Source organism: Buttiauxella noackiae ATCC 51607 (assembly GCF_001654865.1).
In the GTDB taxonomy this organism is placed as follows: Bacteria; Pseudomonadota; Gammaproteobacteria; order Enterobacterales; family Enterobacteriaceae; genus Buttiauxella; species Buttiauxella noackiae.
The window spans coordinates 166,910-182,292 of sequence record NZ_LXEO01000017.1; the positions used below are offsets into that span (position 1 = coordinate 166,910).

At 50.8% G+C, this 15,383-nt stretch carries 21 protein-coding genes; 18 read left to right on the plus strand and 3 right to left on the minus strand.

Features of this window, described 5'->3' with window-relative positions; genetic code table 11:
- Positions 1–57 precede the first annotated feature (57 nt).
- The 3 genes from M979_RS08275 (at position 58) to M979_RS08285 (ending at position 3,273) form a co-directional block, all read left to right on the plus strand.
- Positions 58–243 (plus strand): hypothetical protein, encoded by a 186-nt coding sequence (locus M979_RS08275; RefSeq protein ID WP_064554421.1) that lies wholly within the window; start codon positions 58–60, stop codon positions 241–243.
- Positions 244–343: 100 nt separating this feature from the next.
- Entirely contained in the window at positions 344–481 is a 138-nt protein-coding gene (locus M979_RS23280; protein ID WP_157093217.1) for a hypothetical protein, read from the plus strand.
- Positions 482–516: 35 nt separating this feature from the next.
- Positions 517–3,273, plus strand: a complete 2,757-nt coding sequence (locus M979_RS08285) for an HD domain-containing protein (RefSeq protein WP_083963905.1) — start codon at positions 517–519, stop codon at positions 3,271–3,273.
- Positions 3,274–3,308: 35 nt separating this feature from the next.
- Here the strand turns inward: M979_RS08285 and M979_RS08290 are convergent, their stop codons facing one another.
- Both M979_RS08290 and M979_RS08295 read right to left on the minus strand, forming a co-directional pair.
- Positions 3,309–4,343 (minus strand): phage portal protein, encoded by a 1,035-nt coding sequence (locus M979_RS08290; RefSeq protein WP_074388634.1) that lies wholly within the window; start codon positions 4,341–4,343, stop codon positions 3,309–3,311.
- A complete protein-coding gene (locus M979_RS08295) occupies positions 4,343–6,115 on the minus strand; it encodes a terminase ATPase subunit family protein (protein WP_064554424.1) in 1,773 nt (590 codons plus the stop codon). The genes M979_RS08290 and M979_RS08295 overlap by 1 nt, the downstream gene beginning before the upstream one ends.
- A 166-nt stretch (positions 6,116–6,281) precedes the next feature.
- Between M979_RS08295 and M979_RS08300 the strand changes: the two genes are divergently transcribed.
- The 11 genes from M979_RS08300 (at position 6,282) to M979_RS08345 (ending at position 11,928) form a co-directional block, all read left to right on the plus strand.
- Positions 6,282–7,136, plus strand: a complete 855-nt coding sequence (locus M979_RS08300) for a GPO family capsid scaffolding protein (protein WP_064554425.1) — start codon at positions 6,282–6,284, stop codon at positions 7,134–7,136.
- 35 nt (positions 7,137–7,171) lie between these two features.
- On the plus strand, positions 7,172–8,257 hold the full coding sequence (locus M979_RS08305) for a phage major capsid protein, P2 family (RefSeq protein WP_064554426.1): 1,086 nt from the start codon (positions 7,172–7,174) through the stop codon (positions 8,255–8,257).
- A 3-nt stretch (positions 8,258–8,260) separates the two neighbouring features.
- Positions 8,261–9,001 carry a phage terminase small subunit gene (locus M979_RS08310; RefSeq protein ID WP_064554427.1) on the plus strand — a complete coding sequence of 247 codons (741 nt, stop codon included), beginning with the start codon at positions 8,261–8,263 and terminating at the stop codon, positions 8,999–9,001.
- Positions 9,002–9,092: 91 nt separating this feature from the next.
- A complete protein-coding gene (locus M979_RS08315) occupies positions 9,093–9,593 on the plus strand; it encodes a head completion/stabilization protein (protein ID WP_064554428.1) in 501 nt (166 codons plus the stop codon).
- Positions 9,593–9,796, plus strand: a complete 204-nt coding sequence (locus M979_RS08320; protein ID WP_064554429.1) for a tail protein X — start codon at positions 9,593–9,595, stop codon at positions 9,794–9,796. Before M979_RS08315 ends, M979_RS08320 begins: the two co-directional genes overlap by 1 nt.
- Complete coding sequence (locus M979_RS08325; RefSeq protein WP_064554430.1) at positions 9,787–10,008, plus strand: hypothetical protein; 222 nt, start codon at positions 9,787–9,789, stop codon at positions 10,006–10,008. Before M979_RS08320 ends, M979_RS08325 begins: the two co-directional genes overlap by 10 nt.
- On the plus strand, positions 9,992–10,501 hold the full coding sequence (locus tag M979_RS08330; RefSeq protein WP_064554431.1) for a lysozyme: 510 nt from the start codon (positions 9,992–9,994) through the stop codon (positions 10,499–10,501). Before M979_RS08325 ends, M979_RS08330 begins: the two co-directional genes overlap by 17 nt.
- Positions 10,498–10,923, plus strand: a complete 426-nt coding sequence (lysB, locus tag M979_RS08335; RefSeq protein WP_064554432.1) for an Rz-like lysis system protein LysB — start codon at positions 10,498–10,500, stop codon at positions 10,921–10,923. The genes M979_RS08330 and lysB overlap by 4 nt, the downstream gene beginning before the upstream one ends.
- A complete protein-coding gene (gene lysC / locus M979_RS23775) occupies positions 10,811–11,056 on the plus strand; it encodes an Rz1-like lysis system protein LysC (RefSeq protein ID WP_074388635.1) in 246 nt (81 codons plus the stop codon). The genes lysB and lysC overlap by 113 nt, the downstream gene beginning before the upstream one ends.
- Entirely contained in the window at positions 11,019–11,486 is a 468-nt protein-coding gene (locus M979_RS08340; RefSeq protein ID WP_064554433.1) for a phage tail protein, read from the plus strand. The genes lysC and M979_RS08340 overlap by 38 nt, the downstream gene beginning before the upstream one ends.
- Entirely contained in the window at positions 11,479–11,928 is a 450-nt protein-coding gene (locus tag M979_RS08345; RefSeq protein WP_064554434.1) for a phage virion morphogenesis protein, read from the plus strand. The genes M979_RS08340 and M979_RS08345 overlap by 8 nt, the downstream gene beginning before the upstream one ends.
- 99 nt (positions 11,929–12,027) lie before the next feature.
- Here the strand turns inward: M979_RS08345 and M979_RS08350 are convergent, their stop codons facing one another.
- Positions 12,028–12,756 carry a hypothetical protein gene (locus M979_RS08350; protein ID WP_157093218.1) on the minus strand — a complete coding sequence of 243 codons (729 nt, stop codon included), beginning with the start codon at positions 12,754–12,756 and terminating at the stop codon, positions 12,028–12,030.
- 201 nt (positions 12,757–12,957) lie between these two features.
- Here M979_RS08350 and M979_RS08355 point away from each other — a divergent pair, with 201 nt between their 5' ends.
- The 4 genes from M979_RS08355 to M979_RS08370 are packed head-to-tail and all read left to right on the plus strand — an operon-like array spanning position 12,958 to position 15,382.
- Complete coding sequence (locus tag M979_RS08355) at positions 12,958–13,599, plus strand: phage baseplate assembly protein V (RefSeq protein WP_064554436.1); 642 nt, start codon at positions 12,958–12,960, stop codon at positions 13,597–13,599.
- On the plus strand, positions 13,596–13,946 hold the full coding sequence (locus M979_RS08360; RefSeq protein WP_064554437.1) for a GPW/gp25 family protein: 351 nt from the start codon (positions 13,596–13,598) through the stop codon (positions 13,944–13,946). The genes M979_RS08355 and M979_RS08360 overlap by 4 nt, the downstream gene beginning before the upstream one ends.
- 4 nt (positions 13,947–13,950) lie before the next feature.
- Complete coding sequence (locus tag M979_RS08365) at positions 13,951–14,859, plus strand: baseplate assembly protein (RefSeq protein WP_064554438.1); 909 nt, start codon at positions 13,951–13,953, stop codon at positions 14,857–14,859.
- On the plus strand, positions 14,852–15,382 hold the full coding sequence (locus M979_RS08370) for a phage tail protein I (RefSeq protein ID WP_064554439.1): 531 nt from the start codon (positions 14,852–14,854) through the stop codon (positions 15,380–15,382). The genes M979_RS08365 and M979_RS08370 overlap by 8 nt, the downstream gene beginning before the upstream one ends.
- The last annotated feature ends 1 nt before the right edge of the window (position 15,383 follow it).

Consider the following 15,383-nt stretch of genomic DNA (forward strand, 5'->3'; position numbering starts at 1 on the left):
AATGTTAACAGCACATGATACTGTATATTCATACAGTGAATTTATCGAGAGGAACTCATGCTGATGGAAGAGACCAGGCGTACCCAACATAAGTGGGCGTGCGTACAATTTATCGCTGAGGTATCACTGATAGCGAATTGCAAACCATCAGATTTAAAGCTGGCGCTTTCGCTGATAGCTGACCTGGCGAACAGTGAAAATGTGAATCAGGAAAGCGATGATGTTTACTACGAAGCGAAGTGATTTTTTTGCTGAAAATCTTGCATCCATTTTTTGCAGAAAACCCCATTTAACGTGCTAAAACGCGTGCATGCATATAGTGCATGGAAACGCATGATCGTAAATGGATCGTTTTTATCAAAGCCTGCCAGCTCTGGCGGGCTTTGTTGTCTCTGTTGCACCTGCATTAAAACCGACCCATGAAGCGGGCAGGCGTGGCGGGGATAGCATTGCGCGCAACTCGCTGATATGTTTATCCTGAGTGATTCATAATACATTAAATAGAGAGAACAAAAAATGAGCATCGAAGATCGACTTAGATTGCTTGCGCAAACAAACTCAAATTATTCTTTATTATTATCCCAATGGGAATTTGATAAAAAACTCATACATCGGGCACTGAACTCTGTTGCAACAACATTCCCACATTATAGCCTTCATGACTCATCCCATTCCTCAACAATTTTGACACAAATTGAGAAAATAATCTTACCTGACATAGATAGTTTATCCGCTACTGATTGTTGGTTGCTGCTGGAATCATGCTACTGGCATGATGCAGGTATGATTATTACTAAAGAGCAAAAGCTGGAATTAGTAAAGAGCCCCGAATTTAGACGTTTCTTAGATGAGCATATAGAGTCAGACTCGGATTTGATAAAGCATGCAATTGACATTAAAGATAAGAATATCATCGATAATTATGTTGAAATAATTGCGTTATCGGACTCAATGACCTTTATAATTGCTGATTTTTTCAGAAAAAAACATCCTGAATTATCTGGGAGATATGTGAGTAATCCTCAGATGGCAAATATAAACTCACCTAGAAACTATTTAATCCCAAGCAGATTGTTTGGGATATTATCAAAAATCGTTGCTTGCCATGGTCAAGAGCGTGATGAAATAATAAAATTACCTCATTGCAATGATGGGATGGATGCGAATGATTATGCACACCCACGTTATGTAGCGGCTCTTTTAAGGCTTGGAGATTTATTAGATATCGATGATGGGCGATTTTGTGAAACACTTCTCGCTTCTATTGGAGATATCCCAAAAACATCTCATGATCATAAGAAAAAACATTCATCCATTACAAGTCTCCTCATTAACAATGATATTATAGAAATTGAAGCGATATGCTCAGAGTATGGTAGTTACAATGCGCAAATATCTTGGTTTGATTATATAAGAGAGGAGTTTGAATTTCAAAAAAACCACTGGCTTGAAATTTGCCCGAATAACAAGCACTCATCTCTACCAATTATATCAAAGTTAGACTGCCAGTTAATTGACCATATTGGAATTGATAATTTACCACCAAAAATAACATTGGATGAAAAAAGGGTTTATGAATATATAACTAGCTCTGCTATTTACAATGAGAAATATCCTTTTATAAGAGAGATTGTTCAAAATGCAATTGATGCAACCATGTATAAATGCTGGGGAGATTTATTGTATAAGAAAAATGGAGAAATCAATGATTGTAATAAGCACGATCTTCGTTGTGAGTTCGAAAACCATCTCATTCAAGAGCAGATAGAGATTCATTTAGAACCTTTAACGTCCGATAATGAATATATTAACTACATTTTTCGAGTGCGCGATTACGCCACAGGTATGTCAATAGAAGATATTAAAAAAGTACTTAAGGTTGGCTCTCCTACAGGATCTAAACGAAAGCGAATGCTAGAAAAAATGCCTGATTGGGCAAAACCAACAGGCTTTTTCGGAATTGGCCTTCAAAGTGTCTTTACAATGTGTCACGATGTTTCTATCAAAACACGTTGCCCATATGGCACTGGCTATCAAATAACCATTATTCAAACAAATTCTAATCCAGATTTCATAATTAAGAAATTTGAGGATGAATTTTTCCACGGGACGGAGGTTAAACTCACTATTAGTGAACTAAAAATTCCTCGATCGGTGCCATTTTCAGCAACTGAAGCCATGAGAAAATTTGATCCTTTTCATCACGATAAATTTGAAATCGCCCCATCAATTATTAAAGAAACACTTGCCAAAACATTTATAACATCTCCAATAAAAGTTCTTTTTAACAACGAAAATGTAATAAATAACATTCCTTTCATTGAAGAAGATTCTATAGCAACACCAAGCACCTCAACAGACTTTGATAATGGTGTGGATTTTAATCTTCGAGTTGACCTAGCCCGAAATTACTCCATATCTGTTTATTATAAAAATAGCAAGCTTGAAACAAAAGGCATCTCATTTGGAATGATGGGAGTGGCAGGGTTTATAGATATATTTTCTGGAAATGCTGGTGAATGGGTAACTATAAACAGAACTCAACTAAAACAAAACAAAAATGATGACTTGGCCTTTTTGCTGGATGCAATAATCCAAAAGCATAAAGATGCCATCACACAAAATACAGAAAATAAAAACGAGGCTTCTTTTTACTTTCATTCACAATTTAATGATATTAGCAATAAGTTGTGGGAAAATTATATGATTAATAATATAGCCATTAAAGATTACATTGATGGTAGCAATGTAATTGAGTTTTATGCTGGAAGCACAACCATAAAACATTCATCTATTGAGTTCACGCAGAACCCAATAACTTACTGCTTATCAAAGCTTGTACGAAATCATAATTTGAAAGCATATTTTTCTTTTGAAGGGGACTTCGAAGACAACACTCCTTTTAAAAATAAATACTTCTCTTTCAATGTCAAGATTATTAATGAATACCCAACGGATAAATATATAGACAAAATCATAATCCAACGATTATATGGTTTAAAATCTAAAGAATATCGATATCTTGCACCATGCTTTGATAAAAAATATCTCGACATTTCATTTAGTGCTATTGATACTCCCCCATGGGTGTTCAAGCTATTCTATCCTTGGGAGTTCGAAAATTACCTAGTAATGCCTCACAACTCATCCTCAAATAGATCAGATGATGCAAGAGCTATTTATGGGTATTACAAAGAGAGAGGTCTTACCAGCTTAGATGTGGATCTATTCACAAAAAAATACATTTCCATGTGGGAAGACTTGGGTTTGTAATAATAAAGGGCGATAATATATCGCCCTTTATTTAATTAAAAGTCAGCGCCTAGAGTATAATTTTTAAAAAGCACAACCTCGGCACCAATCCACTCATTAACCTCTTTAATCCGCTCCTGCAAAGGCGTCAGCTCGTTACGCACAAACACCTGTGCGGCTTTCACCACGTCACCGAAACCACCGGTATTGTTGGGAATGACGCCCATCATTTGCGGCGGCACGCGATGCGCACTCATCAAGTCTTCGGCACTGGCTTTCTTGATGTTAAAGAAATCGTCTTTGGTCGCCACTTCACTGAGTGGCACAATCTTGATGCCGTCCGGTTTGCCGTTGGGTGCGTAGAAAAACAGGTTCTTAAAATTCCCCAGGCCTTTTGAGCTGCGCATCGCCTCGCGCAGCGCTTCCACGTCGGTGCTGCTCTGCGCGGCGTCAGTGACATACATGATATAACCGGCGTGCGCGCCGTTCTGGTAATACTTGCGGCGAAACAGCGTGGCCGACTCATTCAGCCAGGCCGAATTAAGCGCGCTGAGGTATTCCGGCAGGCCGTACAACTCCTGATTAATATCCGGCTCCAGCAGATGAAACACCGAACCCGGCGCGAACTCATGCGGGGTGACAAACGACTGCACAAACCAGTACGCATCCTCGCCGGTGCCCTTGCGGGTGTATTTGGCCGGTGAGGTTTCCAGCCTTAACAGCTTGCCGGTCACGCTCATGCGCTTTTCTAAAAACGCATTACCGAACACCAGAAAATCCAGCGCAAAGCGGCTGAAATCCTGCTGTGAAAGTAACGGATGCGGAATGAATGTCGAGGCCAGAATATTGCGCTTCACATAAATCGGCGAGCTGTGGTGAACGGCTGCGCGCAACGTTTTGGCAAGGCCGGTAAAGCTTACCGGCGGCTCAAACCATTTGCCGTTACCGACGCACTCGGTGTAATCCAGAATGTCACGGCGGTCGAGCACCGGCGACGGTTCGCCAAAGGTGAACGCTTCCATTTTTTGCGGTGCCGCAGCCGGTGGTGTGAGGGTGTTTTTTGCTGCGTGATGTTTGCGTTTCTTCGCCATTAGTTGAACTCCAGAATTGAGGTGGATGCCTGACCGCTACCGGCGGTTAATGGCTCATTTAACAGCGCGTGCATGGTCGCCCACGCGACATCGGCGTGGCTGGCTTCTTCACTGCGGCTGGCGTCGTAAGTGGCGCTGCGCCCGCTGCTGGTCATGGTTTTGCGGATAGCCATAAACGAGGCGGTGATGTCGGTATAACTCACGTCATATTCCAGGCAACCACGGCCAATGGTGTCTTTGGCTTTGAGCACCATCGCGGTTTTTACCTCGGGGCTATAGCGGATTTCTCGCGCTGCCGGGTAGAACGCGCGCACGAGCTGGTAGACACCCTGGCCGATGCCGGTCGCATCGATACCGATGTACTCGACGTGGTATTTTTCAGTGAGCTTTTTGATGGACTCGGCCTGTGTGGCAAAGTCCATCCCCTTCCACTGGTGGCGCTCCAGAATGCGGAATATCCCCCCGGCCACCACCGGCGGTGCCAGTACCACGCAACCGGCACTGTCACCGGTGTGTGACGGGTCATAACCAATCCATACCGGGCGATAGCCAAACGGGCGCGTGGCGAACGGCTGCCAGTCATCCGCCCAGGCTTCCATGCTGTCGACCATGCAGCGTTGCAGCTCCTCGAACGGAAACACCGAGGCTTTATCGTCGACAAATTCGCACATGAATAAATTGCGGAAATCATCGGCGCTGTTTTCGCGTTTCAGCGTGTCGAGATTAAACAGGTCGCAGCCCCCGGCGAGCGCATCTTCGATATTCACAATCTGCCGCCACTGCCCGTCGGCGCAGGCCATGCCGTTTTTGAGTGCCGCGTGGCTGATATCCAGATCCACACACTCGCTTTTATCCGCGCGGCCCTTGTTAAACAACTCGCCTGACCAGAACGGGTAAGCCCCATGCGCCAGCGTCGACGGTGTCGAGAAATAGGTCGAGCGCAGGTGCTGCTGTGACGCCATGCCCGATGCCACTTTGCGCAGCTTCTGAAAATTGGGGATCCAGAAAATCTCATCGACCAGCAGGTCGCCGTTGTGGCTCTGCGCGGTGTTGGAATTGGTGCCGAGAAAAATCAGTTTTGCCCCGTTGTTGCCAATGACAATCGGGTCGCCGGTGAGGTCAACATCGACCAGGCGCGCGAACTGGATAATGTATTCGCGGAACACATACGCCTGCGTCTTGCTGGCCGAGAGAAAAATCTGGTTATGGCCGGTTTTCAGGGCGCGCAGCAGCGACTCGCGCGAGAAATAAAACGTCGCGCCAATCTGGCGGGATTTAAGAATATTGCGGATACGGTGTTGCAGTCCTGCCTGATGCCAGCCGAGCTGATATTCAAAGGATTCCGCAAAGAATATCTCCTCGAGTTTCTCAATAGCCTCATCGCTGAAATAGTTCTTTTTCGGCTTCTTGCGCTCGCCTTTATTGCGGTTCGCCACATTGGGATTTAAATCGGCTTCACTGCCGGTCTGGTTGTAGCGGTTCACCCGCGCCAGGCGCTCAATCTGTCGGCCTAACAGGTCAATTTCTTTGAAGTCGCCGCCGTCTTTTTTGGTCTTGATGATGAGTTGAATTAAGCGCGCTTCGAGGCTGTTTTCGACGCGGGTGATCGGCGCAATGCCGTCCCAGCCGTCGCGCTGCTTCCAGCTCTGCACGGTCGGGCGTTTCTGGCCGAGCATCTCAGCAATCTGCGGCACGGAAAACCCCTGCCAGTAAAGCAGTGACGCCTGTCGACGTGGGTCAAGCATCAGGGAGGTGTCGGTGGTGATGGTCATGATTGCCTCGCATTAATTGATACGGAGCAAGGCTACTTAAGCGGCGGGTGATGTGCGCTAAGGTGCTGTTGTGTCAGGGGTAAGCCATCCGGGATGAATGGCAGGCCGGGTGCGGAGTCAGGAAACTAAGCCTGACCTAATCACCTCACCATCAGGACTCCTGACCATGGCAAAAAAAGTATCGAAGTTATTCCGCATCGGTGTCGAGGGTGACACCTGTGACGGGCGACTTATCAGCGGCACCGACATTCAGGAAATGGCGAGCGCATTCGACCCGCGTGTTTACGGTTGCCGCATTAATCTGGAGCACCTGCGCGGCATCCTTCCCGATAGTATTTTCCAGCGCTACGGCGACGTGGTGGAACTGAAAGCCGCACAGATTGAAGACGACTCCGTGCTCAACGGCAAATGGGCGCTGTTTGCGAAAATTGCTCCGCTGGACAACCTGGTCGACATGGTTGGCAAAGGCCAGAAGGTTTACACCTCCATGGAAATTCAGCCGAACTTTGCCAATACCGGCAAGTGCTATCTGGTTGGCCTTGCCGTTACTGATGACCCGGCAAGTCTCGGCACCGAATACCTGGAGTTTTGCCGCACTGCAAAATCCAACCCGCTTAACCGCTTTAAAACCAGCCCGGAAAATCTGATTTCCGTCGCTACCCTCGCCGAGTTGGAGTTTGAAGACCAGCCCGACACCCTGCTTAACAAGCTGACCGACACCGTGAAAGGCATTTTTAGCCGTAAACAGGCCGACGATGACGCGCGTTTTAACGACGTGCATGAAGCGGTCACCGTCGTCACTGAGCAGGTGCAGGCCAACCACGATGCCACTGAGCAGCGTCTTTCCGCCATGGAGCAGTCATTCAACACCCTAAAGGGTGAACTCACCACGCAGCTTGAGGAAAGCCAGCAAAAACTCGCCTCACTTGAAACGTCGCTGGATAAAACCGAGAGCTTTGCGCAGCGCCGCCGTGAACCGTCGAGCGGCGGCAATGGCGACTCGCTGCTGACCAACTGCTAATCCCGGAATAAAACTCAACTCATTCAGGAATAACGATGAAGCCACAGACCCGATTTAAATTTAATGCCTATCTCACCCAGGTCGCGAAGCTCAACAACGTCGACGCCAGTGACATGACCAAAAAATTCAGCGTCGACCCGTCCGTCACCCAGACGCTGATGAACACCATGCAGGAGTCATCTGACTTTCTGACCCGCATCAATATGGTGCCGGTCGCTGAAATGAAGGGTGAAAAAATCGGCGTCGGTGTCTCCGGCTCGATTGCCAGCACCGCCGATACCGCGAGTGGTGATGAACGTCAGACCGAAGATTTCACCGCGCTGGAATCCAATAAATACGAATGCGATCAGATTAACTTCGATTTCCATATCCGTTTCCGCACCCTGGATTTATGGGCGCGTTTCCAGGATTTCCAGCTCCGTATTCGTAACGCGATTATCAAACGTCAGTCGCTCGATTTAATGATGGCCGGTTTCAACGGTATCAAACGTGCGGCGACATCTGACCGCAGCAAAAATCCGCTGTTGCAGGACGTGGCGGTCGGCTGGTTGCAGAAGTACCGCAACGAAGCGAAAGCGCGCGTGATGGATAAAGTCACCGCCGACGATGGCAGCGTGATTTCTGCGGTGATCCGCGTAGGTAAAAACGGTGATTACGCAAACCTCGACGCGCTGGTGATGGATGCAACCAACAATATGATTGCGCCGTGGTATCAGGAAGATCCGGATTTAGTGGTCATCTGTGGCCGCCAGTTGTTAGCGGATAAATACTTCCCGATTGTGAACCAGGAGCAGGCTAACACCGAAGCGATGGCCGCTGACGTGATTGTCAGCCAGAAACGCATCGGCAACCTGCCCGCGGTGCGCGTGCCGTACTTCCCCGCCAACGGTCTGATGGTGACCACACTGGAGAACCTGTCGATTTACTATATGGACGACAGTCACCGCCGCATCATCGATGAGAACGGCAAGCTCGACCGCATCGAAAACTACGAATCAATGAACATTGATTACGTGATTGAAGACTACGCCGCCGGTTGCCTGGTGGAAAACATCACGCTCGGTGAGTTCCCTGAGCCGCCGAAAGAAACCCAGGCTGATGAACCGGCGCAGGAGGCGTAAGCCATGACGAGTCCCGCCGCACGTCACATGATGCGGGTCTCGGCCATTGTGACCGCGCAGCGGGACGATAATCCGCTGCGCCATGCGTCTGCTTACGAGCAGATGCTGGTCAAACTGGCTGCCGACCAACGCACGTTAAAAACCATTCATTCCATCGAGCGCAAGGCCGACAAAAAGCGTGCGCTGTTGCCGTCCTATGCCCCATGGGTCGCCGGTGTGCTGAGCGAGGGCAAAGGCGCGCAGGATGACATTGTGATGACGGTCATGCTGTGGAAGCTCGATGCCGGTGACATTGCCGGGGCGCTGGAGATTGCCCGCTATGCGTTGCAGTACAGTCTCACCATGCCATCCCTGCACAAACGCACCACGCCGTATGTGCTCGCCGAAGATGTGGCACTGGCCGCCATGCGCGCCCATGCCGCCGGTGAACCGGTTGATGTCGGTCTCCTGCTGGCAACGCAAACCCTGACAAGCGCGTCAGATATGCCCGATAAAGTGCGTGCAAAACTGCACAAAATCACCGGGCTGGTACTGCGTGACGCGGGACTGCTGGCGGATGCGCTGGCACAACTCCAGCGTGCGATGCAGCTCGATGCACAGGCGGGTGTGAAAAAGGATATTGAGCGCCTCGAAAGCGCACTGAAACCAAAGTCTGCAACGGCTAAAAATCCGCGACCGCGTAAACCTGCGACCACACCGGGTAAACGCGGTCGCCCCCGCAAAGTGGCAAAAACCACCGGTTAAGAATGCGCCCCGCGCCGGACGGCACGCCGGTTGAGACAGGTTCGTCCTTCATCGATACCGGCGTCCACCGTCCACCTGTTTAGAGGTTGTCATGACGACAGTGATTATCAGTAAGCCCGACACATCGCAGGCCGGTGTGGTTATTCCGCCGCAGCCGGTACGCGAGCCGGTTATCGGCAACACCTTCTTTTTCCCGGCAGTCGACCCGGTGCGCGTCCGTGAGCTGATGCGCCTTGAGCACACCGTCACGCCGGAACGTCTGCGCGTGGCGATTAAGGACGGTATCGCCGAAACCAACGCAGAACTATTTGATTACCGCAGCACGCAGATGGCCCTCGGTTTTAAGCACCTGGCCGATGTGCCTGCCGAAACGCTCGACGGCGAAAGCGTGCGCTGTTTTTACTACCTGCGTGCCGTGGTGGCGATGACCACCGCGACCCTTTACGAGCGTTATCGCGGCGTGGATGCGAGCGCGAAAGGTGACAAGAAAGCCGACGACGTGGAAAGCACCATTGATGAGCTGTGGCGCGATATGCGCTGGGCGGTCTCCCGCTTACAGGGCAAATCACGCTGCATCATCGGGCAAATCTGATGAAGGTGACAGCCCTCCAGGGCGACACGCTCGATGCACTGTGTGCGCGGTATTACGGGCGCACTGAGGGTGTGGTCGAGGCGGTGCTGCGGGCAAATCCCGGACTGGCAGAGCTGGGCGAGGAAGTGCCGCACGGCACCGCCGTTGAACTGCCGGATGTTGAATCTTCACCGGTCACGGAGACGCTGAACTTATGGGACTGAACATGGAAAAAATCACGACGTTTGTCACCTACTGGCTGTCGGTGGCGCTGGCGTATTTCGGCACGCAGACGCCCGAAAAGCTGGCGCTGTATGTCGGCGGCGGCTGTGCGATTTTCACCGCGCTGGTGAATTTCTGGTATCGCCGTCAGACCTTCCGTTATCTGCGCGCCATGGGAATGAATGAGGAGGTGATACGTGGCATCAATCGTTAAACGTTGCAGTGTGGCCGTGGTACTGGCACTCGCCGTCCTGGTGCCGGATTTCAGGATGCTGAAAACCTCCCCCGACGGGCTGGCGCTGATTGCCGACCTCGAAGGGTGCCGCCTGAAACCGTACCAGTGCAGCGCCGGTGTCTGGACATCCGGCATCGGTCATACCGCTGGTGTCACGCCGAAAGGTGATATCACCGAGCCGCAGGCGGCGCAGAACCTGGTCAGCGACGTGCTGAATGTTGAGCGCCGTCTTGCGGTCTGCGCACCGGTTGCCATGCCGCAGCCGGTCTATGACGCCGTAGTGAGTTTTGCGTTTAACGTCGGCACCGGTGCGGCCTGCCGTTCAACGATGGTGAGTTATATCAAGCGTCACCAGTGGTGGCAGGTCTGTGAGCAGTTCCCGCGCTGGGTGTTTGTGAATGGCGTCAGAAATACCGGGCTGGAAAATCGCCGCACGCGTGAACGGGCTTACTGCCTCAGGGGGATTGAATGAAAACGCTGATTATTCTGCTGTTACTGGCCGTCGCTGGTCTGGGGTGGATGAAGCGCGAAAACAGCACGCTGCTCCGGTCGTTTGAAAAGGCTAACCGCGTGGCCGGAGAGCAGAAAACCCAGATAACCATGCTGCGTAATCAGCTCGAGGTTGCCGCCACTGTCCGTAAGCGCAACGAGCAGGCGCAGGTCGATTTACGCAACAAACTCACCGCCGCTAACACACTGGCGGCGAACCGTGGCAACACCGTGACGAGGTTACTCAATGAAAATAAAGCGCTGCGTGAGTGGTATGAGTCTGATTTGCCTGATGACATTATCCGGCTGCACACCCGCCCGGCCTTTAACACCACCGCCGATTATTTACAGTGGCTGTCCGAAAGTGTCGCTGTGCCCGATACCGGCAAGCAGCCCGCGCACTAACGGTGATTTAAGCGTGGATATTCGCCAGCTTGAGGCGGCACTGGTGAGTTGTGCCGCCCAGACTGAAACCATCAGACACTGCCAGGACGAACTCGATGCTCAAGCCAGCCAGTTTACGCAAAGCCCTCTGTGACGCAGCGCCGGTGCTGCGTAATAACCCGGACATGCTGCGCATCTTTATCGACAGCGGGAAAATCGCCTCAACCCTTGCGACCTCGCTGTCGTTTGAAAATCAGTACACATTAAACATCGTGGTCACGGATTATCACGGCGACCTGGATTACCTCATCGTGCCGGTCAATGCCTGGCTGCGGGAAAACCAGCCCGACATCATGACCACCGATGAGGGGAAAAAAAGAGGCTTCACGTATATTGCCGATATTAACGACGACGAGAGTGTCGACGTGAGTATCAGCCTGTTACTGACAGAGCGCACGCTGGTCAGGCAGGAAGGTGAAGCGCTGCACGTGAAGCACGTTCCTGAACCACCTTTGCCGGAGAACGTCACCCGCCCAATGGAACTGTACGCTCACGGCGAGCTAGTGAGTCAGTGGCATGAATGAATTTAAACCCTTTGAGGACAAAATCGCCGGGCTGATTGCCAGCCTGTCACCGGCTGCGCGCCGCAGAATAACGGCAGAGATTGCAAAGCGGCTGAGAGCCTCGCAGCAGCAGCGAATTAAACGGCAACAGGCCCCCGACGGTACGCCCTATGCAGCCCGTAAACGCCAGCCGGTGAAGGGTAAAAAAGGTCGGGTTAAACGTGCGATGTTTACCAAACTGCGCACCAACCGGTATATGAAAGTCAAAGGCACTAACGAGGCTGCTGTGGTGGAGTTTACCGGGCGTGTGCAGCGCATGGCTCGAGTGCATCAGGAGGGATTAAGAGATCACCCTAACCTTTACAGTGAACTTGTGCAGTATGAGGCGCGCAAACTACTAGGGTTTAGTAGTCATGACATGAGCAATATTAGGGATAGTATTATTAAAATACTAACATATTAAAAACCATGAAGTTAAGTATTAAATAGCCTATTATTAAGAGCACTTACAGAATAAAGTCCATAACAACATAGTTATGGACTTTTATAATTGAAAAAAGAACTACACATCCCAAAACACCCAGTGAGAATCATCAACAATATTTACTGATATTAATTCATCACCAAGACAGCTTTTTAGTGACTCGGTTCCTGCGGCAAAAAATGCACTTGCAGCCGCCATTCCTCCGGAAATTAATGCCGCCAAGATGGCTGCAATAGTTGCACTTGTAAATGCGCGACTAAGACACTCACGGACCTTACTTTCATCAGGTCCATCTACAGTAATAATTATTGAATGTGTCAGTTTTTTCATTTCAGGATGTGGTACTGGTAAACCAAAAGGTCCATCATTTTTCCAGTGAATGGTACCTGTGGGTTGAATGCTATCGTCATACGAAGCCAATTGCTGACTGATTAAAGAACGGGTTGCATCACGGTTTTGTGACCGTTGAAATAGCTCATACTTTAAACTCTCATTAAGTTCAATTGGTGCCATTACAGATTTGCTTGCATTTATTCGTACTGCTTTTAGCCAACTCAGTTTGGGTACAATTGAGCGTAATTCAAATGGTTCAATAACCTGTAGTACCATTCCAACAGGTTCCTTGGCTATAAGACCGAAATCCCAAACCCCATCACTTGGATCAGAAATATATATGTAAGGAGAAAGATTAACAGGCCCCCACCCACTTGTTGGCAAATTACCTGACACAGTGATTACAACCAACTCTTCTCCTAACGGAGAGTTAAATTGTTGTGCAGTTACGGAAGTTACATCTATAAGACTCATAACTATACCTCTACATTCATTGATTAATCGGCTTATAACTCTTTATTTAAAATTTTAATAGTTATTAGCGCGATGTAATTAATACGAAAGTTGTACGAAAACTTGTAACCCCAGTCGTTTCAATTAACCACTGTGTTGTGTTGATATTCAGAGAGCAAAGCTAAATTGAGTAATGTGAACACTCTAGGCATCCTTTTCTACATGAATACTCTGACATCTTTAAATGACCTTGCACGTCTGCTGCGCAATCTTATCCGCACCGGTGTCGTGACTGAAGTCGACACCGCGCGGGCATTATGCCGTATTGAAACTGGCGGTATCACCACCGACTGGCTCAACTGGCTGACGCCCCGCGCCGGTCGCTCACGGACCTGGTGGGCACCGTCGGTCGGTGAACAGGTTTTGCTGCTGGCGATTGGCGGCGAACTGGACACCGCTTTTGTTCTGCCTGGCATTTATTCCGATGATAACCCCGCGCCCTCAGCCTCTGCCAATGCGCTGCATATTTCTTTCCCTGATGGTGCCGTTATCGAATACGAACCGGAGACCGGGTCGCTCACCGTTTCAGGCATTAAAACCGCCTCGGTAACGGCGTCTGAATCTGTGGTCGTCACGGTGCCGGTTGTGACGGTTAAGGCCAGCCAGAAAATCACCCTGGATACGCCGGAAGTGGTCTGCACGAACAAGCTCACCACCGGTACGCTTGAGGTGAAGCAAGGCGGCAAAATGAGCGGCAACATTGAGCACAGCGGCGGCACCTTCAAATCCAACGGTGTGCAGGTGGATAACCATAAGCATGGTGGTGTTGAGCGCGGTGGAAGTCAGACGGAGGGGACGCAATGACGGTGCAATACCCCGGCATGAACCGTGCCACTGGCCTGAGTTTGTCCGATTCCGGACATATCAGTCAGAGCGTGCGCGACATTCTGATCACCCCCATCGGCTCGCGCGTCATGCGCCGCGATTATGGCTCACTGCTCTCGGCACTCATTGACCAGCCTGACAACCCGGCGCTGCGCCTGCAAATTATGGCCGCCTGCTACATGGCAATTCTTAAGTGGGAGCCGCGTATCCGGCTGACGGCCATCACTTTTGAAAGCGCCAGCGCAGGCGCGTTGTTTGTCGATATTACCGGCGTGCGTACCGGCACCGGCGGCACGCCTTTTTCCTTAACCATTCCCCTGAGCTGAGATTATGGCAACCATTGACCTGAGCCAGTTACCCGCCCCGGATGTGGTCGAGGTGCTGGACTATGAAACCCTGCTCGCCGAACGCAAAGCGACACTGATTTCACTCTATCCCGAAGATGAGCAGGAAGCCGTCGCGCGCACGCTCGCGCTGGAATCCGAGCCTATCGTCAAACTGCTGGAAGAAAATGCGTATCGTGAGCTGATTTTGCGACAGCGCATTAACGAGTCGGCACTGGCGGTGATGCTGGCCTTTTCCCGAGGGAATGACCTCGATGTGCTCGGCGTAAACAATAACGTCGCACGCCTGGTGATTACGCCAGCAGATGAGACTGCCATCCCGCCGGTGGCGGCGGTGATGGAATCGGACAGCGATTACCGTTTACGTATTCAGCAGTCGTTTGAGGGGCTGAGTGTCGCGGGGCCGGTCGGGGCGTATCAGTTCCACGGCCGCAGTGCCGACGGGCGGGTCGCGGATGTGTCGGTGATAAGTCCGTCGCCTGCCTGCGTCACTATTTCGGTGCTGTCGCGTGAGGGTAACGGTACGGCCAGTGACGAGCTGGTGAATATCGTCAGCCTTGCCCTGAATGACGAGAACGTCCGCCCGGTGGCCGACCGGGTGACAGTGCAGTCGGCGGTCATCGTCAACTATGAAATTGACGCCACACTTTATCTGTATCCCGGCCCCGAAATGGAGCCGGTCAGACAGGCCGCCGAGGCAAAGTTAAAAGCCTACATCAGCGCGCAGCACCGCCTCGGGCGGGATATCCGCAAATCCGCCATTTATGCCGCCCTACACGTGGAAGGTGTGCAGCGTGTCGAGCTGGCAAAACCGCTGGCCGACATCGTCCTTGATGACACTCAGGCTTCTTTCTGCGCTGATTACAAAATCACGATTGGGGGTGCCGATGAATAACGTCCGGCTGCTGCCGGTGGGTTCCTCTGAGCTTGAGCTGGCCGCCGCAAAAGCCTGCGCCGAACTGACCCGTGTGCCGGTGCCACTGCGCCAGCTCTGGAATCCGCAGGAATGCCCCGCACCGCTGCTACCGTATCTGGCCTGGGCGTTTTCGGTCGACCGCTGGGATGAGAACTGGACGGAGGATGCCAAACGCGCCGTTATTCAGGCGGCAAAATATATTCATAGCCACAAAGGCACTATCGGGGCCATCCGGCGCGTGGTGGAGCCGCTCGGCTACCTGATTAACGTGACCGAATGGTGGCAGACCAGTGATGCCCCCGGCACCTTTCGTCTGGATATCGGCGTGCTGGAAAGTGGCATTACGGAAGAAATGTATTACGAGATGGAGCGCCTCATCGCCGATGCGAAAGCGGCCAGCCGTCACCTGATTGGCCTGAACATCATCCAGGACATTCCCGGTTATCTGTACACCGGCGGCGTCAGCTATGACGGCGACATTCTTACTGTTTACCCCGGCTAAA